This window comes from Streptomyces sp. NPDC029674, assembly GCF_044903205.1.
GTDB lineage: Bacteria > Actinomycetota > Actinomycetes > Streptomycetales > Streptomycetaceae > Streptomyces.
On sequence record NZ_JBJDPY010000001.1, the window covers coordinates 396,238 to 414,663 of the forward strand.

Annotated in this window: 12 protein-coding genes; 6 read left to right on the forward strand and 6 right to left on the reverse strand. The window is 73.3% G+C overall.

The window, feature by feature from the left end; all coding sequences use genetic code 11:
* Nucleotides 1-216: 216 nt before the first annotated feature.
* Nucleotides 217-1,509, reverse strand: coding sequence for an MFS transporter (locus ACI2L3_RS01765; RefSeq protein WP_404750310.1), 1,293 nt, complete (start codon nt 1,507-1,509; stop codon nt 217-219).
* Between the two features lie 102 nt (nt 1,510-1,611).
* Between ACI2L3_RS01765 and ACI2L3_RS01770 the strand changes: the two genes are divergently transcribed.
* The 6 genes from ACI2L3_RS01770 to ACI2L3_RS01795 all read left to right on the forward strand — a co-directional run bounded on the left by ACI2L3_RS01770 (nt 1,612) and on the right by ACI2L3_RS01795 (nt 9,339).
* Nucleotides 1,612-2,571, forward strand: a complete 960-nt coding sequence (locus ACI2L3_RS01770) for a LysR substrate-binding domain-containing protein (protein WP_404750311.1) — start codon at nt 1,612-1,614, stop codon at nt 2,569-2,571.
* Nucleotides 2,572-2,713: 142 nt separating this feature from the next.
* Nucleotides 2,714-4,354: an ABC transporter substrate-binding protein gene (locus ACI2L3_RS01775; protein ID WP_404750312.1), complete on the forward strand. Its 1,641-nt coding sequence runs from the start codon at nt 2,714-2,716 to the stop codon at nt 4,352-4,354.
* 28 nt (nt 4,355-4,382) lie between these two features.
* A complete protein-coding gene (locus ACI2L3_RS01780; RefSeq protein ID WP_404750313.1) occupies nt 4,383-5,342 on the forward strand; it encodes an ABC transporter permease in 960 nt (319 codons plus the stop codon).
* Nucleotides 5,342-7,363, forward strand: coding sequence for a dipeptide/oligopeptide/nickel ABC transporter permease/ATP-binding protein (locus ACI2L3_RS01785; RefSeq protein WP_404750314.1), 2,022 nt, complete (start codon nt 5,342-5,344; stop codon nt 7,361-7,363). Before ACI2L3_RS01780 ends, ACI2L3_RS01785 begins: the two co-directional genes overlap by 1 nt.
* 6 nt (nt 7,364-7,369) lie before the next feature.
* The gene (locus ACI2L3_RS01790; RefSeq protein ID WP_404750315.1) at nt 7,370-8,407 is read left to right on the forward strand and encodes an oligopeptide/dipeptide ABC transporter ATP-binding protein; all 1,038 of its coding nucleotides are present in this window, start codon (nt 7,370-7,372) and stop codon (nt 8,405-8,407) included.
* Nucleotides 8,404-9,339 (forward strand): dihydrodipicolinate synthase family protein, encoded by a 936-nt coding sequence (locus ACI2L3_RS01795; protein WP_404750316.1) that lies wholly within the window; start codon nt 8,404-8,406, stop codon nt 9,337-9,339. Before ACI2L3_RS01790 ends, ACI2L3_RS01795 begins: the two co-directional genes overlap by 4 nt.
* An 11-nt stretch (nt 9,340-9,350) precedes the next feature.
* Here the strand turns inward: ACI2L3_RS01795 and ACI2L3_RS01800 are convergent, their stop codons facing one another.
* The 5 genes from ACI2L3_RS01800 to ACI2L3_RS01820 form a co-directional block, all read right to left on the reverse strand.
* Nucleotides 9,351-10,043 carry a response regulator gene (locus tag ACI2L3_RS01800; protein WP_404750317.1) on the reverse strand — a complete coding sequence of 231 codons (693 nt, stop codon included), beginning with the start codon at nt 10,041-10,043 and terminating at the stop codon, nt 9,351-9,353.
* On the reverse strand, nt 10,040-11,296 hold the full coding sequence (locus tag ACI2L3_RS01805) for a sensor histidine kinase (protein ID WP_404750318.1): 1,257 nt from the start codon (nt 11,294-11,296) through the stop codon (nt 10,040-10,042). The genes ACI2L3_RS01800 and ACI2L3_RS01805 overlap by 4 nt, the downstream gene beginning before the upstream one ends.
* A gap of 62 nt (nt 11,297-11,358) precedes the next feature.
* Nucleotides 11,359-13,458, reverse strand: coding sequence for an MMPL family transporter (locus ACI2L3_RS01810; protein ID WP_404750319.1), 2,100 nt, complete (start codon nt 13,456-13,458; stop codon nt 11,359-11,361).
* A 120-nt stretch (nt 13,459-13,578) separates the two neighbouring features.
* Nucleotides 13,579-17,589: an FxSxx-COOH system tetratricopeptide repeat protein gene (gene fxsT, locus ACI2L3_RS01815; RefSeq protein ID WP_404750320.1), complete on the reverse strand. Its 4,011-nt coding sequence runs from the start codon at nt 17,587-17,589 to the stop codon at nt 13,579-13,581.
* Nucleotides 17,590-17,668: 79 nt separating this feature from the next.
* Nucleotides 17,669-18,421 carry a TerB family tellurite resistance protein gene (locus ACI2L3_RS01820; RefSeq protein WP_404750321.1) on the reverse strand — a complete coding sequence of 251 codons (753 nt, stop codon included), beginning with the start codon at nt 18,419-18,421 and terminating at the stop codon, nt 17,669-17,671.
* Nucleotides 18,422-18,426: the final 5 nt, after the last annotated feature.

Here is an 18,426-nt window from a genome sequence, read left to right on the forward strand (position 1 = left end):
GGACGGTGGACTGAGCGTGCCGAGGATACAAACCGGCGCGCGGTGACCACCGGAACGCCCGCACCGCGAGACCGGGCGCCTAGGGCGTGTCTTCTGGATCGGTCCGGACAGCCCGCGGCGTCTGGTGCGGTGCACTGGGTGTCCGTGGGTGATGCGACAACGCCGCGAGGCGCCGTGCCAGGCGTCGCGGGCCCGGGCTGATCCGAAAGACTCGCCCTAGCTCCTTTCGCGGGCGTGGAGGGCGGTCAGGAGGGCGCAGGAGAGGGCCGCGAGGGCGGCGGCCCCGGTGAGGAGGGCCGGTGGGCGCACCACGCCGGACAGGAGCGTGACGGCGTACGGCGCGAGCATCCCGACGTACGCCGCCGTCCAGAAGTACGCGGTGAGGCGGGCGAGCCGGTGGGGCGGGGCCATGGCGGTGACCTCGGTGAGGGCGTACGTCAGCACGAAGCCGTAGCCGGCGCCGAGGATCGCGGCGGCGACGAGGGCGAGGACGAGGCCGCCGCTCCCGGTGCCGAGCGAGGCGGCGAACGCGGCGGCGCCGAAGCCGACGGTCACCGTGAGCAGCCCGGCGACGGCGGTCGCGAGCCGGTGCCGGGGCGCCACGCGGCGGGCGAGCGGCTGCACGAGCAGGCCCGAGCCGGGTACGACGGCGGTGGCGACTCCCGCGTAGACGAGGCCTCCGTGCACGAGGCCGGGCAGCGTCACGAACCCCACGCTGGGGGCGGCGAAGACCCAGGGCGCCACGGGCAGCACCCGGCGCCGGAACAGCCTGCCCGCACCGCGCCCGCCCGCGCCCGGCACCGTGAGCGCGCCGGAGCCGGCCCGGTCGCCCTCAGTGGGAGGCGTCACCGTCTCGGGGGCCTTCAGCGCCAGTAGCCCCGCCCCCACCGCCAGCAGTGCGTGCGGGATGTACGCCGTGACCATCGGCGCCGGTGCCCACCGGGCGATCAGCGCCGCCACGAGGCCGCCCGAGGCGAAGCCCGCCGAGACGAACAGGCCCGCCCGCCGCGACGCCGTCGAGGCCGTCCCGCTTCCGGCGGGAACATGCGGAGCCGACGACAGCTCCTTGATCCACGCGCTGCCCGCCGCGAGCAGCGCCCCCGCGCTGAACCCCGTCACGAACCTCCCCGGCCACAGCCACCCCGTGGCCCCCGCCCCCAGCATCAGCACCCCGGTCGAGACCAGGTTCAGCGCGAGGGCCGTCAGCGCGACCGGGCGGCGTCCGACGCGGTCGGCGAGGGGGCCGCCCACCAGGAGGCCGGGTATGAGCCCGATGACGTACAGGGCGAAGAGGCCGGTGACGGCGGACTCGGAGAGGCCGAGCTCGGAGCGGTAGGCGCCGAGGAGCGCGGAGAACTGATTGGCGCTCCAGCCGGAGGCCATCATGATCCAGGCGGCTCGCACCCCGTGCCGGCGGGGCGGGACGGGAGCGGTGTCGGGAACAGGGCCGGGAGAGCCGGAAACGGGGCCGGGAACGGGTTCCGCGGACGTGGGTGTGGTGGTGCTCATGACGCCCAGTTCTAGACGCGCCGCAACCGGTCCCGCCGCCCGCGTTCACGATTCGTGAAGACGGCGCGCACCTCGCTGACCTCCGGGTCTACGCTGGTACGCATGTCTTCCGCACCGCTCGATCTGCGACTTCTGTCGTCGTTCCTCGCGGTGGTGGAAGAGGGTCACTTCGGGCGGGCCGCGGCCCGGCTCTTCCTGTCGCCGCCCGCCGTCACGCAGCACGTGCGCCGCCTGGAGACGGAGCTGGGCACGCTCCTCCTCGACCGGCGCGCGAACCCGGTGGTGCCCACCCCGGCGGGGGTGCGGCTGGCCGGTCACGCGCGCGTGCTGCTCGCCGCGTCGAACGCCGCCCTGGACGACATGGCCGACGCCGCCCGCCCGGGCGCCGCCCCGGCGGGCCGCCCGCTGCGGGTCGGCATCATGGGCCACGGCTCGGCGGAGCTCACTCCCGCCACGATCAACGCCTACCGGCGCGCCCGCCCCGAAGTGCGCGTGGAGATCCGCCAGTTGGACTTCACCGAGCATGTGACGGCGCTGACGGAGGACCGCGTGGACGTGGCCTTCGTGCGGCCGGGCCCCGACGACGAGCGGGTGGCCGCCGACGTCCTGACGACGGAGCAGCGCATCGTCGTCGTCCCGGACCGCTCCCCGCTGGCGGAGGCCCGGCTGACGGGCGCGACGGTCGCGGACATCGCGGGCCTGCCGTTCTTCCGCGTCCCCGGCCACACCCCGCGCACCTTCACCGACTACCTCTACTTCGGCGAGGAGGCCCGGCACCGCAGCACGGACTGCGCGGTGACCCCGCAGGAGGTGCTCACCGGTGTGGTCACCGGCCGGACCGCGGGTTCGGGCCTGAAGTCCTTCGCCCGCTACTACGCCTGGCCGGGCGCGGCCTTCGTCCCGATCCTCGACGCCCCGTGGGAGAGCAGCTACCTCGCGGTGCGCGCGGACGAGGAGAACCCCGAGGTGCGCATCTTCCGCGCCCTCGCGCTGACCCTGGCCCGCGAGCTGGGCCCCACCATCAATGGCTGCCCCGCACCCCCTGACCACCGAACCCCCTGACCACCGGCCGTGTCACCCGCCCTGCCCAACGACGCGGGGCCGCGTTGCCGGAGACCTTGACCGGCCCCCTCGCCCCTCCTATCGTCGCCACGCCACCCATGACGTAGGACGTGGGACCTCTTAGGTAGGCAAGGGAGACACAGTGACCGATCTGCCCTCTCCGACCACGCGCCGCGCCGTCCTGCCGGACCGCCGGGCCTTCCTCAAGTACTCGGGTGCGCTGAGCGCGGCCGCCGCCGTCACGACCACGCTCTCCGCCTGCTCGGGGCCCGAGTCCACCAACGAGACCGGGGGCGGCGGGCAGGGCGGCGACTCGACGCTCACGGCCGTCATCGGGTACGGGAACGACGGGAGCTGGGACCCGACCCAGACCGCGTCCGCCTTCGCGATGGCCGGCAATGAGCACATTTACGAGGGGCTGCTCGGGACCGATCCGATCAGCCGTGAACCGTATGCCGCGCTCGCCACGGAGATCCCGAACGATCTCGAGGCGACGACGTGGAAGTTCACCCTGCGGCCGGGCGCGAAGTGGCACGACGGGAAGCCCGTCACCGCCGACGACGTCGTGTTCGTCTTCGACCGGATCCTCGACCCGAAGACCCAGACCCTCGCCAAGGGCTTCTTCGCGAGCTGGCTGAAGGAGGTCAGGAAGGTCGACGCGACCTCCGTCGAGCTGATCCTGAAGTTCCCGTTCCCCGACGGTGCCGCCCGGCTCTCCCTCGCCAAGATCATGCCGAAGCACGTGTTCGGCAAGCCGGGCGCGTGGGACGACGCGACCAAGGGGAAGGCGGTGGGGTCGGGACCGTACAAGCAGGCCTCGCACCACCCCAAGTCGAACACGACCTTCGAGGCCTTCGGCGACTACAACGGGCCGCGCAAGGCCGCCTTCAAGAAGATGAACTGGCTGACCATCGTGGACGCCGCGCCGCGCGTCGCGAAGATCTCCGGCGGCAGCGCGGACGCGGAGATCGCCGACAACATCCCGTACGCCAACATCGGGCAGCTGAAGAAGGGCGGGATGACCGTCGAGGGCGGGGCCGGGATGAACAACCTCTTCCTGCTCTTCAACACCGCCCACAAGCCGTTCGACGACGTCCGCGTCCGGCAGGCCCTGCACTACGCCATCGACCGCGACAAGATGATCGAGGCCGCCCTCAAGGGCCACGGCAAGGCGTCGACGTCCTTCCTCAACGAGGCCAACCCCTCCTACCGGCCCGCCAAGACGGTCTACGGATACGACCTCGCGAAGGCGAAGAAGCTGCTGAAGGAGGCGGGGGTCGGCTCGCTGAAGGTCAACCTCATGGCCGTCAACGTGAGCTGGATCGTGGACTGCCTGCCGACCATCCAGGACGGCTGGGAGAAGCTCGGCGTCGAGGTCACCCTCGACCCGCAGGAGACCACCGCCGTCTTCACCAAGCTGGACCAGAAGAAGGACTTCCAGGTCGTCGCGGCCGCCTCGAACCCCAACCAGTTCGGGCTCGACGCCGACCTGATCATGCACTACAACTACGGCCCCGAGAACCTGTGGATGGGGTACGCGCGCTGGGCCGACGACGCCGTCGCCAAGAAGCTCTTCAAGGACATGGCCGCCGCCACCCGCGAACCCGAGGCCGGGCGGAAGAAGACCATGATCCAGGCGTACATCGACACCGTGGCCGAACAGGCCGTCCTCTACCCGGTCGTCCACAACGAACTCATGACCGCCTGGGACCCGAAGAAGGTCACCGGTGTCCAGGCGCAGCCATACCCCGGGATCAATCTGCTCCAGGCCAAGTGGGTGTGACCCAGGCCCAGTCGAGGAGTCGTACGCCGTGACCGCAGTCCTCAGAATCCTGGCCCGCCGCGTCGCCCTGCTCGTCCCGCTGCTGCTCGGCATCGTGCTCTTCGTGTTCCTCGTGATGCGCTTCTCGGACGTCGACCCGGCGTCCGCGTTCTTCCAGGGCGCCAACCCGACACCCGAGCAACTGCACCAGTTCCGCGAGGAGAACGGGCTCCTCGACCCGCTGCCCGTCCGCTACGTCGCGTTCGTCGGCGACCTGCTCCACGGCGACATGGGCATCAGCGTCCTCAACCGCTCCCCCGTCCTCGACCAGGTCACCACCGCCCTGCCGCTCACCGTGCAGCTCACCTTCCTCGGGCTCGGCATCGCGGTCGTCCTCTCCCTCACCCTCGGCGTCACCGCCGCGATCTACCGCGACCGGCTGCCCGACCAGATCATCCGCGTCATCTCCCTGACCGGTGTCGCGGCTCCCGGCTTCTGGCTGGCGCTGCTGATGATCCAGTACCTGGCCGTGGACCTCGGCTGGTTCCCGACCGGCGGCTACATCAACCCCGCCGACTCCCTCACCGGCTGGCTGAAGACCATGACGCTGCCCGCCCTCGCACTCTCCCTGCCGGTCGCCGCGGGCCTCACCCGCATCATCCGCACCGCCGTGGTCGAGGAGCTCGACAAGGACTACGTACGGACGGCCATCGGCAACGGCCTGCCCCCGGTGGTCGTCGTCGGCCGCAACGTCCTGCGCAACGCCCTCATCAACCCGCTCACCGTCCTCGGCCTGCGCGTCGGCTACCTGCTCGGCGGCGCGGTCGTCATCGAGACGATCTTCTCGCTGCCCGGCATGGGGAAGCTGATGATCGACGCCGTGAAGAACGGCGACCCCGCCGTCGTCCAGGGCGTCGTCATCACCACCGCCGTCGGCTTCGTGATCGTCAACCTCGTCATCGACGTCCTCCACCTACTGGTCAACCCGCGGCTGAGGGGGTCGAGTTGATGTTCACCTCGCGTGCGGCGCTGGCCGAGCGCCTCTCCGTGCCCGGTCTACGGATCCGCTCCTTCCGCAAACTCCCCGTCCTGTCCCGCATCGCGGTCGGCGTCGTAGGACTCGTCGTCCTGGTGGCGGCCTTCGCCCCGCTCATCGCCCCGCACGACCCGCTCGACCAGCAGCCCCAGACCGACGGCACCGGACACCCCTCCGCCGACCACTGGATGGGCCAGGACAGCCTGGGCCGCGACATCCTCAGCAGGCTCATGTACGGGGCGCGCTGGTCGCTGGCCATCGGGCTCGGCGCCACCCTGCTCGCCCTCGTCGCCGGCGCCCTCATCGGCGCGGTCGCGGCGACCTCCCGCAAGGCCGTCGACGAGACCCTGATGCGCTGCCTGGACGTCGTCATGGCGTTCCCGGGGATCGCGCTCGCCGCCGTGCTCGTCGCGGTGTTCGGCGGTGGCATCCTCGTCCTGATCTGCGCCATCGCGTTCCTCTTCACCCCGCCCATCGCCCGCGTCGTACGGGCCAACGTCCTCGACCAGTACGGCGAGGACTACGTCGTCGCCGAACGCGTCCTGGGCGCCCGCACCCCGCACATCCTGATCCGCCACGTCGCCGTGAACTGCGCGGCGCCCGTCCTGGTCTTCTGCACCGTGCAGGTCGCCGAAGCCATCGTCTTCGAGGCCTCGCTCTCCTTCATCGGCGCCGGGGTGCGGCCGCCCGACCCGTCCTGGGGCAGCGTCATCGCCGACGGCAAGAACATGGTCCTGATCGGCGGCTGGTGGGCGACGGTCTTCCCCGGACTCCTGATGCTGCTCACCGTCCTCGCCCTCAACATCCTCTCCGAGGGCGTGTCGGACGCCTGGGCGGCCCCTTCAGGACGGGACGTCGCGGGCCCGGCCCGCACCCAGGACCGCCTGGAGACCCCCGAGCCCGGCAGCGGCCGCGTCCTCGAACTCCCCGGCCTCACCGAAGCCGCCCACCGCCTACGCTCCCGCGCCCGCCCCCTCCCCACGGGCGAGCCGGTCCTCTCCGTGACCGACCTGACCATCTCCTTCCCCGAGCGCCACGCGGGCGTGGACATCGTCGACGGCATCAGCTTCGACGTACGCCCCGGTGAAGTGCTCGGCCTGGTCGGCGAGTCGGGCTGCGGCAAGTCGCTGACCGCGCTGACGGTGATGGGCCTGGAACCGAAGGGCGCCCGGGTCGGCGGCCGCGTCACCTTCGCCGGGCAGGAGCTGACGGGCCTGCCCATGCGGGCCCGGCGCCGGCTGCTCGGCCACGACATGGCGATGATCTACCAGGACGCCCTGTCCTCCCTGAACCCGGCGATGACGGTCCGCTCCCAGCTCAAACAGGTCGTACGGAGGGGTGGCCGCCGGACGGCCGTCGAACTCCTCGAACTCGTCGGCCTCGACCCCGACCGCACCCTGCGCAGCTACCCGCACGAACTCTCCGGCGGCCAGCGCCAGCGCGTCCTGATCGCCATGGCCCTCTCCCGCGACCCGAAACTGATCGTCGCCGACGAACCGACGACCGCCCTCGACGTCACCGTGCAGGCCCAGATCATCCAGCTCCTCCTGCGGCTGCGCGAGGAGCTGGGCTTCGCGCTGATCCTCGTCTCCCACGACCTGGCGCTCGTCGCGGACGTCACCGACCGGGTGGTGGTGATGTACGGCGGACAGATCGTCGAGACGGGCGTGACCGCCGACCTCGTCGAGTCGCCCGCCCACCACTACACGCGCGGCCTGCTCGGCTCGGTCCTCTCCCTCGAGTCGGCGGCCCAGCGCCTCACCCAGATCAAGGGCGTGGTGCCGTCCCCGGCGGACTTCCCGCCGGGGTGCAGGTTCGCGGACAGATGCCCGCTGGCGAGCGAGGTGTGCCGTACGACGACACCGGAGCTGGCGGGCACACCGGCCCACTCGACGGCCTGCCACCACCCGGCGGACGCGCCCTGCGGGGAGCGCCCCGCAGGGGCGCCTCCCAGGGGCGCGGGGAACTGCGCGACCAGCCACGACGGAGCGTGACCCGAAATGACAACCCCCCTCGTCGAGTTGGACGACGTCCACGTCGTGCACAAGGCCAGGTCCGGCGGCCTGTTCTCCCGGGACAGGGTCTACGCCCTGACCGCCGCCACCCTCACCGTCGCCCCCGGCGAAACCGTCGGCATCGTAGGAGAGTCGGGCTGCGGCAAATCAACCCTCGCCAAGGTCCTCGTCGGCGCCCAACGCCCCACCACCGGCACAGTCTCATTCCGCGCCCACGACCTGTGGAAGATGACACCCGCCGAAAGGCGGAGTTCCATCGGCTCCCACACGGGCATGATCTTCCAGGACCCCTCGACCGCCCTGAACCGCAGGCTCCCGGTCGGCCGGATACTCCGTGACCCTCTCGACGTGCACAAGCGAGGAACGCCGAAGGAACGGGAGGAACGCGTACGGGAGTTGATGGCCCTCGTCGGTCTGCCAACGGCCCTCGCGGACGGGCTGCCCGGACAGCTCTCCGGCGGCCAGCGACAGCGCGTGGCGATCGCCCGCGCCCTCGCGCTCGAACCCGACCTCCTCGTCGCCGACGAGCCGACGAGCGCCCTCGACGTGTCCGTCCGCGCGCAGATCCTCAATCTGCTCCTCGACCTGAAGGAGCGCCTGGGCCTCGCCCTCGTGTTCGTGTCGCACGACATCCAGACGGTACGGAGGATGAGCGACCGCGTCGTCACGATGTACCTCGGCCGGATCGTCGAGGAGGCTCCGGCCGCGGAAATCCTGGACCGCGCCCGGCACCCGTACACCCGTGCCCTGTTCTCCGCGACGCCCGGGCTGCTCGACCCCATCGACCCGATCCCGCTGGCGGGCCCCGTGCCGTCGGCGACGCGGCCGCCGAGCGGCTGTCCGTTCCGCACCCGCTGCTGGAAGGCCGACGAGGTGTGCGCGACCGCCATGCCGGACACCCGTTCGGCGGGCGCGGGGCACGGGTTCCGCTGTTTCCATCCCGTCGACGAGGGACAGCCAACACACGAACTCGTCGTCCAGGCCGCCGCCACGGCCTCCGCCACCCCCAGGGAGCAGCCATGACCCTTCCCACTCCGCTGACCGGTGTCGTCCCGCCCGTCTGCACCCCCCTGACACCGGACCGCGAGGTGGACGTCCCCTCCCTCACCCGGCTCGTCGACCATCTGGTCGCCGGTGGTGTCGACGGCCTGTTCGTGCTCGGCTCGACCTCGGAGGTCGCGTATCTGACCGACCCGCAGCGCGCGCTCGTCGTCGACACCGTCGTCCGGCACGTGGCGGGCCGGCTGCCCGTCCTGGCCGGGGCGATCGACATGACCACGCCCCGCGTCCTGGACCACGCGCGGGCCGTCGCCCGGGCGGGCGCGGACGCGGTCGTGGTGACCGCGCCCTTCTACACGCGGACCCATCCGGCGGAGATCGCCCGCCACTTCCGGCTTGTCGCGGAGGGCTGCGGGGCGCCGGTCTTCGCGTACGACCTGCCGATGGCGGTGCACTCCAAGCTGGGCCCGGGGCTGGTCCTCGAGCTGGCCAAGGAGGGTGTGCTGGCGGGCCTGAAGGACTCCAGCGGTGACGAGGGGGCGTTCCGGAGCGTCGTCCTGGGCAAGCGGGCCGAGCCGGGGCTCGCCGGGTTCAGCGTCCTCACCGGGTCGGAGGTGACGGTCGACTCGGCGCTCGCGATGGGCGCGGACGGTGTGGTGCCGGGCCTCGGGAACGTGGACCCCGACGGGTACGCGCGCCTGTACCGCGCCTGCCGGGAGGGCGACTGGGCGTGGGCGCGGGGCGAGCAGGAGCGGCTGTGCGGTCTCTTCGGGATGGTGACGGCCGGGGATCCGGTGCGGATGGGCGGCAGTTCGTCGGCGCTCGGCGCGTTCAAGGCGGCGCTGCGGCTGCGCGGGGTGATCGACTGCGCGGCGACGGCGGAGCCGCAGATCCCGCTGTCGGCGGCGGAGACGGAACGGGTCGGCAAGTACGTGGCAACGGCCGGGCTGCTGTGACCCGGCCGGGGTCAGGGTGAGCCCACCGCCCCCACCGCCCCCGGCGCGACCAGGCCCGACTCGTAGGCCATGATCACCAGTTGGGCCCTGTCGCGGGCGCTGACCTTGCCCATGATGCGGCTGACGTGGGTCTTCGCGGTGAGCGGGCTCAGGCCCAGCGTGTCGGCGATCTCCTGGTTGTTGAGGCCGCGCGCGACGAGCCGGAGGACCTGCCGCTCCCGCTCGGAGAGGCCCTCGGGCCCGCCGGTGACGGGCAGTGCGGTGTCCGGCGCCCGCAGCACGCGGGCGATGAGGCGGGCCGTGGGTCCTGGTGAGAGGAGGGAGTCGCCGGCCGCCACCGTGCGGATGGCGTCGAGGAGTTCGGCGGGCTTGGTGTCCTTGACCAGGAAGCCGGACGCGCCCGCGCGGAGCGCGTCGACGACGTGCTCGTCCGTGTCGTACGTCGTCAGCATCAGGACCTTCACGCCCGCCAGGTCCTCGTCGGCCGCGAGCAGCCGCGTCGCGCCGATGCCGTCGAGGTCGGGCATGCGGATGTCCATCACGACGAGGTCGGCGCGCTCGGAGCGGGCCAGGTCGACCGCCGAACGACCGGTGCCCGCCTGCCCCACGACCTCCATGTCGGGCGCCGAGTCGACGAGCATCGCGAACGCGGCACGCACCAGCGTCTGGTCGTCGGCGAGCAGTACGCGGATGGGTACCGTCATGACAGACCTCCCAGGGAGACGGGTGCGAGGGGCAGCACCGCGGACACCATGAAACCCCCCTCCGGACGCGGGCCCGCGTCCAGGGTGCCGCCGACCGTGCGGGCCCGCTCCCGCATCCCGACGAGCCCGAACCCCGGCGCGTGGCCGGCCTCGAGGTCCCGGCCGCCGGTGCCGTCGTCCGCGACGCGTACGCACAGCGCCGCGTCCTGCGTGCGCACCGACACCCGGACGGTGATGCCGGGTCCGGCGTGCCGCACCACGTTGGTGAGCGCCTCCTGCACGATGCGGTAGGCCGCGGCGCCCACGGCGGCCGGTGCCCGGCACTCCGCCACCGCCAGCTCGACGCGGGCGCCCGCGGTGCGGGCCGCGTCGGCGAGGCCGGGCAGGCCGTCGAGGCCGGGCAGCGGCTCCCGTGCCTCGTCGGCGTCGTCCTCGGTGCCGGACCTCAACACCTGCAAGGTGGCGCGGAGTTCACCGCGTGCGGCGCGGCAGGTGTCGGCGACGTCGTCGAGGGCCTTGGCGACGGCCGCGCGGTCGAGGCGGTCCGGGTCGGCGGCGAGCACGTGCGCGGCGACGGACGTCTGGACGCCGACGAGCGTGATGCTGTGCGCGAGCAGGTCGTGCAGGTCGCGGGCGACCCGCAGCCGCTCCTCGGCGACCCGGCGGCGCGCCTCCTCCTCGCGGGTGCGCTCGGCGCGCTCGGCCCGCTCCACCACGGAGGCGACGTACTGGCGGTGGATGCGCACGTACACGCCGAGCAGCAGGAAGGCGACGATCCAGCCGGAGATGCGGAGCGACTGGGCGCCCTCGGCCATGCCCTGGTGGAACTTCACGCCCAGCATGGCGCCCATGCCCGCGACGCCGACGAGGACGGTGTGCCGGGGCCGGGACCGGGAGGCCACGGTGAAGAGGGAGGCCATCGACGCCGCCATGGGCGCGGTGTGGTTGTTGTCCAGGGAGTGGTAGGTCAGCAGGATCGCCATCATGGCGACCATGACGCGCATGGGGGCGCGCCGCCGCCACACGATGACGACGTGCGCGGCGGCCAGCAGCAGCCAGCCGAGGGCGTCGGGAGGCTGGCCGTTGTCCCGCACGACCCGCACGATGACGACGGCGCTCGCCGCCATGGCGAGCGCGAACAGGGCGTCGGTGCGCAGGCGTTCACCGGGAGCGGCCGGTCCGAGCACCCGCTCGATGAGGTTGTTGCGGGCGGTGCCCCGCGCCACCGTGCCCGCCCCCGTGTGTGATTCCACCGCCCCATCCTCCGGCACGCGGGCGCCCCTCCGGGAGGGGAGGGGCGCCCGGAAGTTCCGGCTCAAGGCGAGGGGACCCGGGCGGGCTCGGCCTCGCGGGCCGGCGGGGCGCCCACGGCAGGTGCCTTGGAGAGCGGTCCCGGCCACCACACCTTCCTGCCGAGCGCCACGCTCGCGCTCGTCACCAGGTACGTACGGACGAGGAAGGTGTCGAGGAGTACGCCGACGGCGATGACGAAGCCCAGTTCGACGAGTTGGACCAGCGGCATGTTGGTCAGCACGGCGAACGTCGCGGCGAGGACGAGCCCCGCGGAGGCGATGACGCCGCCGGTGGTGCGCAGCGCGGTGAGGGCGGCCGCCCCCGGTTCGGCGCCGTTCAGGCACTCCTCGCGCATGCGGTGCATCAGGAAGATGCCGTAGTCCACGCCGAGTGCGACGAGGAAGACGAAGGAGAGCAGCCCGAGCCCCGGGTCGGTGCCCTCGAACCCGAAGAGCGGTTCGAAGACGAGGCCCGCGATGCCGAGCGAGGCGCCCCACACGGCGACGACCGCGGCGAGCAGCAGCAGCGGCGCGACGAGGCTGCGCAGCAGGGCGACGAGGACCAGCAGGACGGCGCCGAGGACGAGCGGCACGACGATGTTGCGGTCGCGGGCGTTGGTGTCCTTCAGGTCGAGTTGCTGCGCGCTCGCACCGCCCACGTAGGAGGCTTCGAGGCCGTCGCGGAGCGCCTCGATGGTCGCGGTCTCCCCCGCCGACTCGGGTGCGGCCGTCGCGGTGACGGAGATCTCGGTCCAGCCTTCGGCGGTACGTCCCCGCTCGGCGCCGCCGACGCCCTTCGTGTCGCGGATCTCGGCCAGGGAGGCGTCGGCGCGGCCGGCGGGGGTCATGACGGTGATGGGCTGGGTGCCGCGTTCGGGGTAGGCGGTGGCGAGGGTCTCCATGGCGGACACGGATTCCGGTGTCTTGGTGAAGGAGTCCTCCTGCTTAAGGGCGCCGGGCAGGTTGAGCGCGCCCAGGGCGAGCGCGCCGAGCAGCACGGCCCCGCTCGCGAGGACGGTGAGCGGCCTGCGCTCCGCCGAACCGCCCATCGCGGCGAAAAGGCTCCGCCGCTGCTTCGGGGTGCTCCCGAACGCGGGCACGAGCGGCCAGAACACGCGCCGCCCCAGCAGCACGAGCACGGCGGGCAGCAGCGTCAGCATCGTCACGAGGGCGCAGAGCACGCCGACGGTGCCGAGCGGTCCCATGCCGCGGCTGCTGTTGAGGTCGGCGGCGAGCAGGCAGAGCAGTCCGGCGGCGACGGTCCCGGAGGAGGCGAGGACGGCGGGCCCGCAGCCGCGCAGGGCGGCGACCATGGCGTCGTAGGGCTGCTCGATCCTCCTCAGCTCCTCCCGGTACCGGGCGACGAGCAGCAGCGCGTAGTCCGTCCCGGCGCCGAACACGAGGATGGTCATGATGCCGGAGCTCTGCCCGGTGACGGAGGTGTCGAAGGCCTGGTTCAGCCCGTACGCGACGCCCATCGCGAGGTAGTCGGCGACGCCCGCGACGGCGAGCGGCACGAGCCACAGGAAGGGGCTGCGGTAGATGAGGATGAGCAGCAGGGCGACGACGCCTGCGGTGGTGTAGAGCAGAGGACCGCCGAGCGAGTTGTAGACCTCGCTCGCGTCGGTGTCGAGGGCCCCCGCCCCGCCGACGTCCACGCTCAGCCCGCCCTCGCCGCGTGCGGTCTCCCTGACGTCCTCGACGAGGGCGTCCCGCTTCTCCTCGTCCTGCCCCGGCTCGGTGGTGGCGATCGGGTACATGAGCGCGGTGCCGTCCTCGGAGGGCACGGCTTCGGGCTTCGCGACGAGCCGGTGGGCCGCCGCGACCTCGGCGACCTGTTCCCCGGCGGCCGCCCGGTCGGCGGCGGTGAGCCCGCCGTCGCGGTGGTAGACGAGCACCAGCTCGGTGGCCTCGCCGCCCGGCAACCGCTCCTGGATCTTCGCGACTTCGGTGGACCCGGCGCTCGCCGGCAGGTAGTCGACGGCCCGGTCCTTCTGCACGTCGGCGAGCTTGGCCGCGAACGGCGAGGCCAGCGCGATCACGACGACCCAGAGCCCCAGGAACACCCAGGGCACGGCGCGCCGTCGCCGTCGCGGCGCGGCAGTGGTCTGTGCGGCCCCCATGACGGGCCTCCTTCGGCAGGGGTGACATGTTCGGGGACAACCCTGCCGGGGCGCGCCCGGCAAACCGTCGGGCTGAGGGGCGAGTTGGCGGGTACGGCGCGGGGAGGCGGGGGGCCGGGACTACTCCCCGCGGAGTACGCGCAGAATCTCCGGGAGGCGGTGCCAGCGGCCGATGCCCAGGCAGAGGAGGGCGTGACGCCTCCCGATGGCCCGGACCTGGCGGCTGCGGGGGCCGAAGGTCCGGGCGGCGTCCCGGAGGAGCGTGTCGTAACGGGCGGCCGAGCGGTACGGGTGGAGGGCCCACAGCAGGGCGTACGCGTGGCCGACGCGGGCCAGCCACGTCCAGGCGTGGTCGGGCCCGTGCAGCCGCTCGTGGTCGGCGGCGAGGGCGGCGAACTCCCGCACGGCGGTCCGGCCGCGGCCGGTGCGGCGGGCGAGCCTGCCCGCTTCCAGGCGGGCGTCGAGGGTCCAGGGGTGATCGGGGCCGTGCAGCCGCTCGCAGTCGGCGGCGAGCTCCCGCAGCACCGTGAGCGCCTCGCGCCAGCGGCCGCAGTAGCGCAGGGCGCTGGTCGCCCACCAGTTCCGCTGCGTCAGGGTCCAGCGGTGGTCGGGGCCGAACGCCTCGGTGAGGTCGTGGAGCAGGCGCCGCTGGACGGCCACGTTCTTCCACACCAGGCCGACGGAGACATAGGCGGCGCCGAGTCGGCGCCGGGCATCGACCGTCTCCTCGCTCAGGGGGCCCGTGCGGCGTTCGGTCTCGGCGAGGACCCGTTTGCGGATGCCGAGCGCCTTGATCCGGCGCTGCCGTCTGCGCAGGGGGTACGCCGTCCTGCTCAGCGCGTTGACGGTGTACAGGTGGCCGGGGCCGAGGAGCCGGCGGTAGTCCGCGTACAACTGCGACTCGACGCGCCGCACTCGACGCCAGCGGGCCATGCGCCCGAGGGCCACCGCGTACTCGCTCCGGACGGCGAGCGTCACCGGGTGGACGGGGCCGTACACGCGGACGCACTCGGCGAGCGACTGCTCGGAGAGCTCCAGCTGTTCGCGGTAGCGGTGCAGTGTGCCGTGGGTCCACGCCAGTACGCGCCGCGCGGTGAGGGTGTCGGCGTGGTCGGTGCCGTGCAGCCGGGTCATGTCGTCCAGCGCCCGCCTGCGGAGCGCCAGGGCCTCTTCGTACCGTCCGCACATGCCGCAGGAGACGGCCAGGGTCCCGCGCGCGCGGACCGTCTCGATGTGGCGCTCGCCGTACAGCCGCGCGAACTCGGCGACGTTCTGCTCCTGCAGTACGCAGGCCTCGTCCCAGCGGCCCAGCGCGCTCAGGGTCCTGGCGAGGTTCTCGCGCACCCGCAGCGTCCGCGGGTGACCGGCCCCGAGAGTCACCGTGGTGTCCTCCAGGGCCCGCGCCGACAGTTCGGCGGCCTCCTCGGCCCGCCCCTGCTCCAGGAGCACCATGGCGAGGTCGATGCGGATCGCCAGGGCGCGGCGGTGGGTGGGTCCGTAGACCGCTTCCGCGTCGGCGAGCACCTCCCGCGCCGTGTCGGCCGCCTCCTCCAGGCGCCCCGCCGACGCGCAGCAGCCGATGTACTGCGCCCGCGCATTCAGCGTGTCCGGGTGGTCGGGCCCCAACAGGCGGGCGTAGTCGGCGAGTACGTCACGGTGGACCTCGTAGGCCTCGCTCTCCCGCAGTCCCTTCTCCAGGGCCCGTGCGAGATTGACCCGGGCGGAGAGGGTGCCCGGATGGTCCGGGCCGTGCAGTTCGGTCAGGTCGGCCACGATCCGCCGGTGCAGGCCGATCGACTCGTCGTCGTGGTCCATCCGCAGCAGACAGAGCGCCACGGCGTCCCGGATGTCCGCCGTGTCCTCGGCGATGTCGCCGAAGACCCGGGCGGCGTCCGCCTCGGCCCGCCGGGCGGCCGCGAGGGCCTCGTCGTACAGGCCGGCGGAGAGACAGTTCAGGGCGAGGGCGTGCCGGGCGTGGATCGCCTCGGGTGCGTCCTCCCCCGCGGCCCGCACCCGCTCGGCGAGGAACTGCCGCAGCAGCGCGACACCTTCCTCCGCCCTGCCCGCCGACCCGTAGGCGTCCGCGAGCGTCCGCCAGGGCCACAGCTCCTGAGCGCTGTCGGGCGCGGCTCCCGGCGTCGCACCGGCGCGCACCCGTTCCGTGAGCTCGGTGCGCATGCGTTCCGAGAGGGCGACGGCCTCGTCGAGGCGGCCCGCGGTGGCGTAGGAGCTCGCGAGACGGCCGCGGGACGCGAGGGTGCCGGCGTGCTGGGCCCCGTGCAGCCGCTCGGCGTCGCGCACCACGGTCTCGTACAGGGGCAGCGACAGATCGAACCTGCCGGCCGCCTGGCAGGCGTCGGCCAGGTCCTCACGCGCCAGGTGGACGGCGTGCTCGGCGGCTTCGTCCAGGGCTTCGTCCGCGCCCTCCCGCGCACCCTCCAGCAGTTCCAGGCGCCGGCGGCGGACGGTGACGGCCTCCGTGACCCGGCCCGCCCGCATGCAGATGTCGCCCAGGGAACCCAGGGCGGAGACGAGGACCGGTCCGGCGCCGTCCGGCGCGGCGTCGCACACGGCCACGATCTCCCTGGCCACGCCCAGTGCCCGCGTCAGGTCCCCCGTCTCGACGAGGTGCCCCGCGGCCGCCCGGCGCCGCAGATCCAGCAGTGGTTCCATGGCCCGCGCGCCCCGCTCCTCGACCTCGGGGCGCAGCGCGCTCCACAACGCCTCGATCTGGTCGACCAGTTGGCGGCCTCGCTCGCGCAGGGACCACGCGTCCTCCAACGGCACCAACAGGTCGCCGAGGTGCCGCACGAGCAGGTCCGCCACCGCGTCAAGCGCCCCCTCCTGCCGCGCCCTCTCCCGCAGCACCCGCTGCACGAGCCGGTGCACGGCCACCGCGTCGTCGCCGACGCGTGTGATGAGCGATGCGTCAACGAGAGCGCCGAGTGCACTGTCGGCCGGTGTCCCGGCGCGCACGGCCTCCAGCTCCACGGCCCCGGTCAGCAGTTCGCGCGGCACACCGTCGGGCGAGAGCACGGCCAGCATGTCCAGGAGCGGCCGTACGAGCGCGCCCTCCTCGCCGGGCCGCCCCTCCACCTCCTCCACCGCCAGCAGGATCGCCTCCGCCACCCGGTGCGGGTACCGCTCCCCCGGCACCTTCGCCAGCACCTCGTGCACGGGGTAGGCCCGCAGCCGCTCCAGGTAGCCCCGGTAGCCGCCGCCCCGCCCCCGGATGACCTCGGCGGCCTGGGCGAGGGCGAGCGGCAGGTGGCCGAGTTCGGCGGCGACTTCGGCGGCCCCGTCGGCCTCCGTCCCGCACCCCGACCGCTTGGCCAGGAAGTCCAGCGCCTCCTCCTGGGTGAACACGTCGACGTCGACCTGAGCGCCCGCGATGTTCCCGAACGAGCGCACCGTCGTCGTCACGACGACCTGCGCCCGCCCGGCCACCGGCAGCCAGGCGGCGACCTCGTCAGGGTCGGTGGCGTTGTCGACGACGATCAGGCACGGCACGTCGGGGTTGCGGCCGATCCAGCCGAGGGCGGCCCGTGCCGCGTCGGCGACGTCGTCCTCGGGACCGCGCACGCCGAGCTCGTCGGCGAGTCCGGCGAGGCCCGCGGCGAGGCGGCCGCCGCTCTCGGCGGCGATCCAGGCGACGACGGGCCAGCCGTCGACGATGCGCTGGCGCGCGTAGGCCGCGGCGAGCTGTGTCTTGCCGACGCCGCGCGCGCCGGTGACGGCGTGCACGACGGTGAGTCCGGGCTCGTCCGCGGCGCGTACGAGACCTGCGAGCAGATCCGTGCGGGGCTGGAACCCCTTGGGTCGCAGGGGCAGTTCCCCCGTCCGCACGAGCACGTCGGTGCCCCGGTCCGGGGCGGGCCCGTCCGGGGCGGGCTCGTCCGGCACCACCGGTACCGGCGTCCGTGTCCGTACGCCCGGCCGCGTCACCCACGACGCCCCCGCCGTCCCCCCGATCGTCGCCACGACGGTCGCCGCGGCGACCCCGACGGCGACCCGGCCCTCCTCGGCCGAGGGCAGCAGCGGCGCCTCGACGGCGTAGAAGAGGATGAACACCCCGGCGTACGCGAGGATGTTGAAGGCGATCACCGTCGCCCAGCGCACACCGTCCCTCATACCCGCACATTGTCCCGGACGACGCCTCTCGGGGGACCCCGCCCGGAGATACCCGCCCCGTGAGGACGAGTTCACTCCGTCAGGACGGCGTTCGCGCCGTCGCCAGGAGCCGCGTCACGTCCTCCGAGCAGATCGTGAGCGCGCAGCCCGCCGTGGTCAGCACGTCACGCTCGGCGGGGGTGTACGGGCCGTCGGCGAGGGCGATGCGGGCGCCCTGGAGGAGGAGTGCGTCGCGGCCCGCGGGGGCCAGGTGGGGGGCCAGCGGGCCGAGCGCCTCGTGGAGTTCGATGGCGAGGCCGGGGAGGCCGGGCCGGCAGTCGGAGTCGGAGTCGGAGTCGGTGGCGTGTCCGGCGTCGAGGGCGAGGGTGTCGACGAGGGTGACGAGCTGTTCCTCGGAGCAGTCGTCGCACCCGGCGCCGTTCAGCGCGCAGACGGCCGTTTCGAGGACCGTGCGGGAGCCGGTGCCGCCCGTGGAGAGGACCGCGAGGACGATCGCGCGCACGGCGTCGCGGAGCATCGCGGAGAGGCGGTTGGTGGTGGGGTGGTCCAGGACGTCCGGGTCGAACAGGTCCTGGCAGGCGGCGCACTGGATGACGGGGCCGCGGGTGCCGCGCGGCACGACGGGCAGGCCGAGCAGGACGAAGCGGCGCCGTCCGGTGAGCCGCTGGTAGTTGCGGTCGCCGCCGCAGGCCGGACAGAAGAACTCGCCGTCGCCGACAGTGTCCCAGGCGGTGTGCATGCCGACCACGCGCCGGCACAGCGCTCGCCCACGTGAGACCGGCGTGGCGGGGATGCGGGAATTCCGGCCGTTTCGTCCCCGATCTGGCAGCATCACGC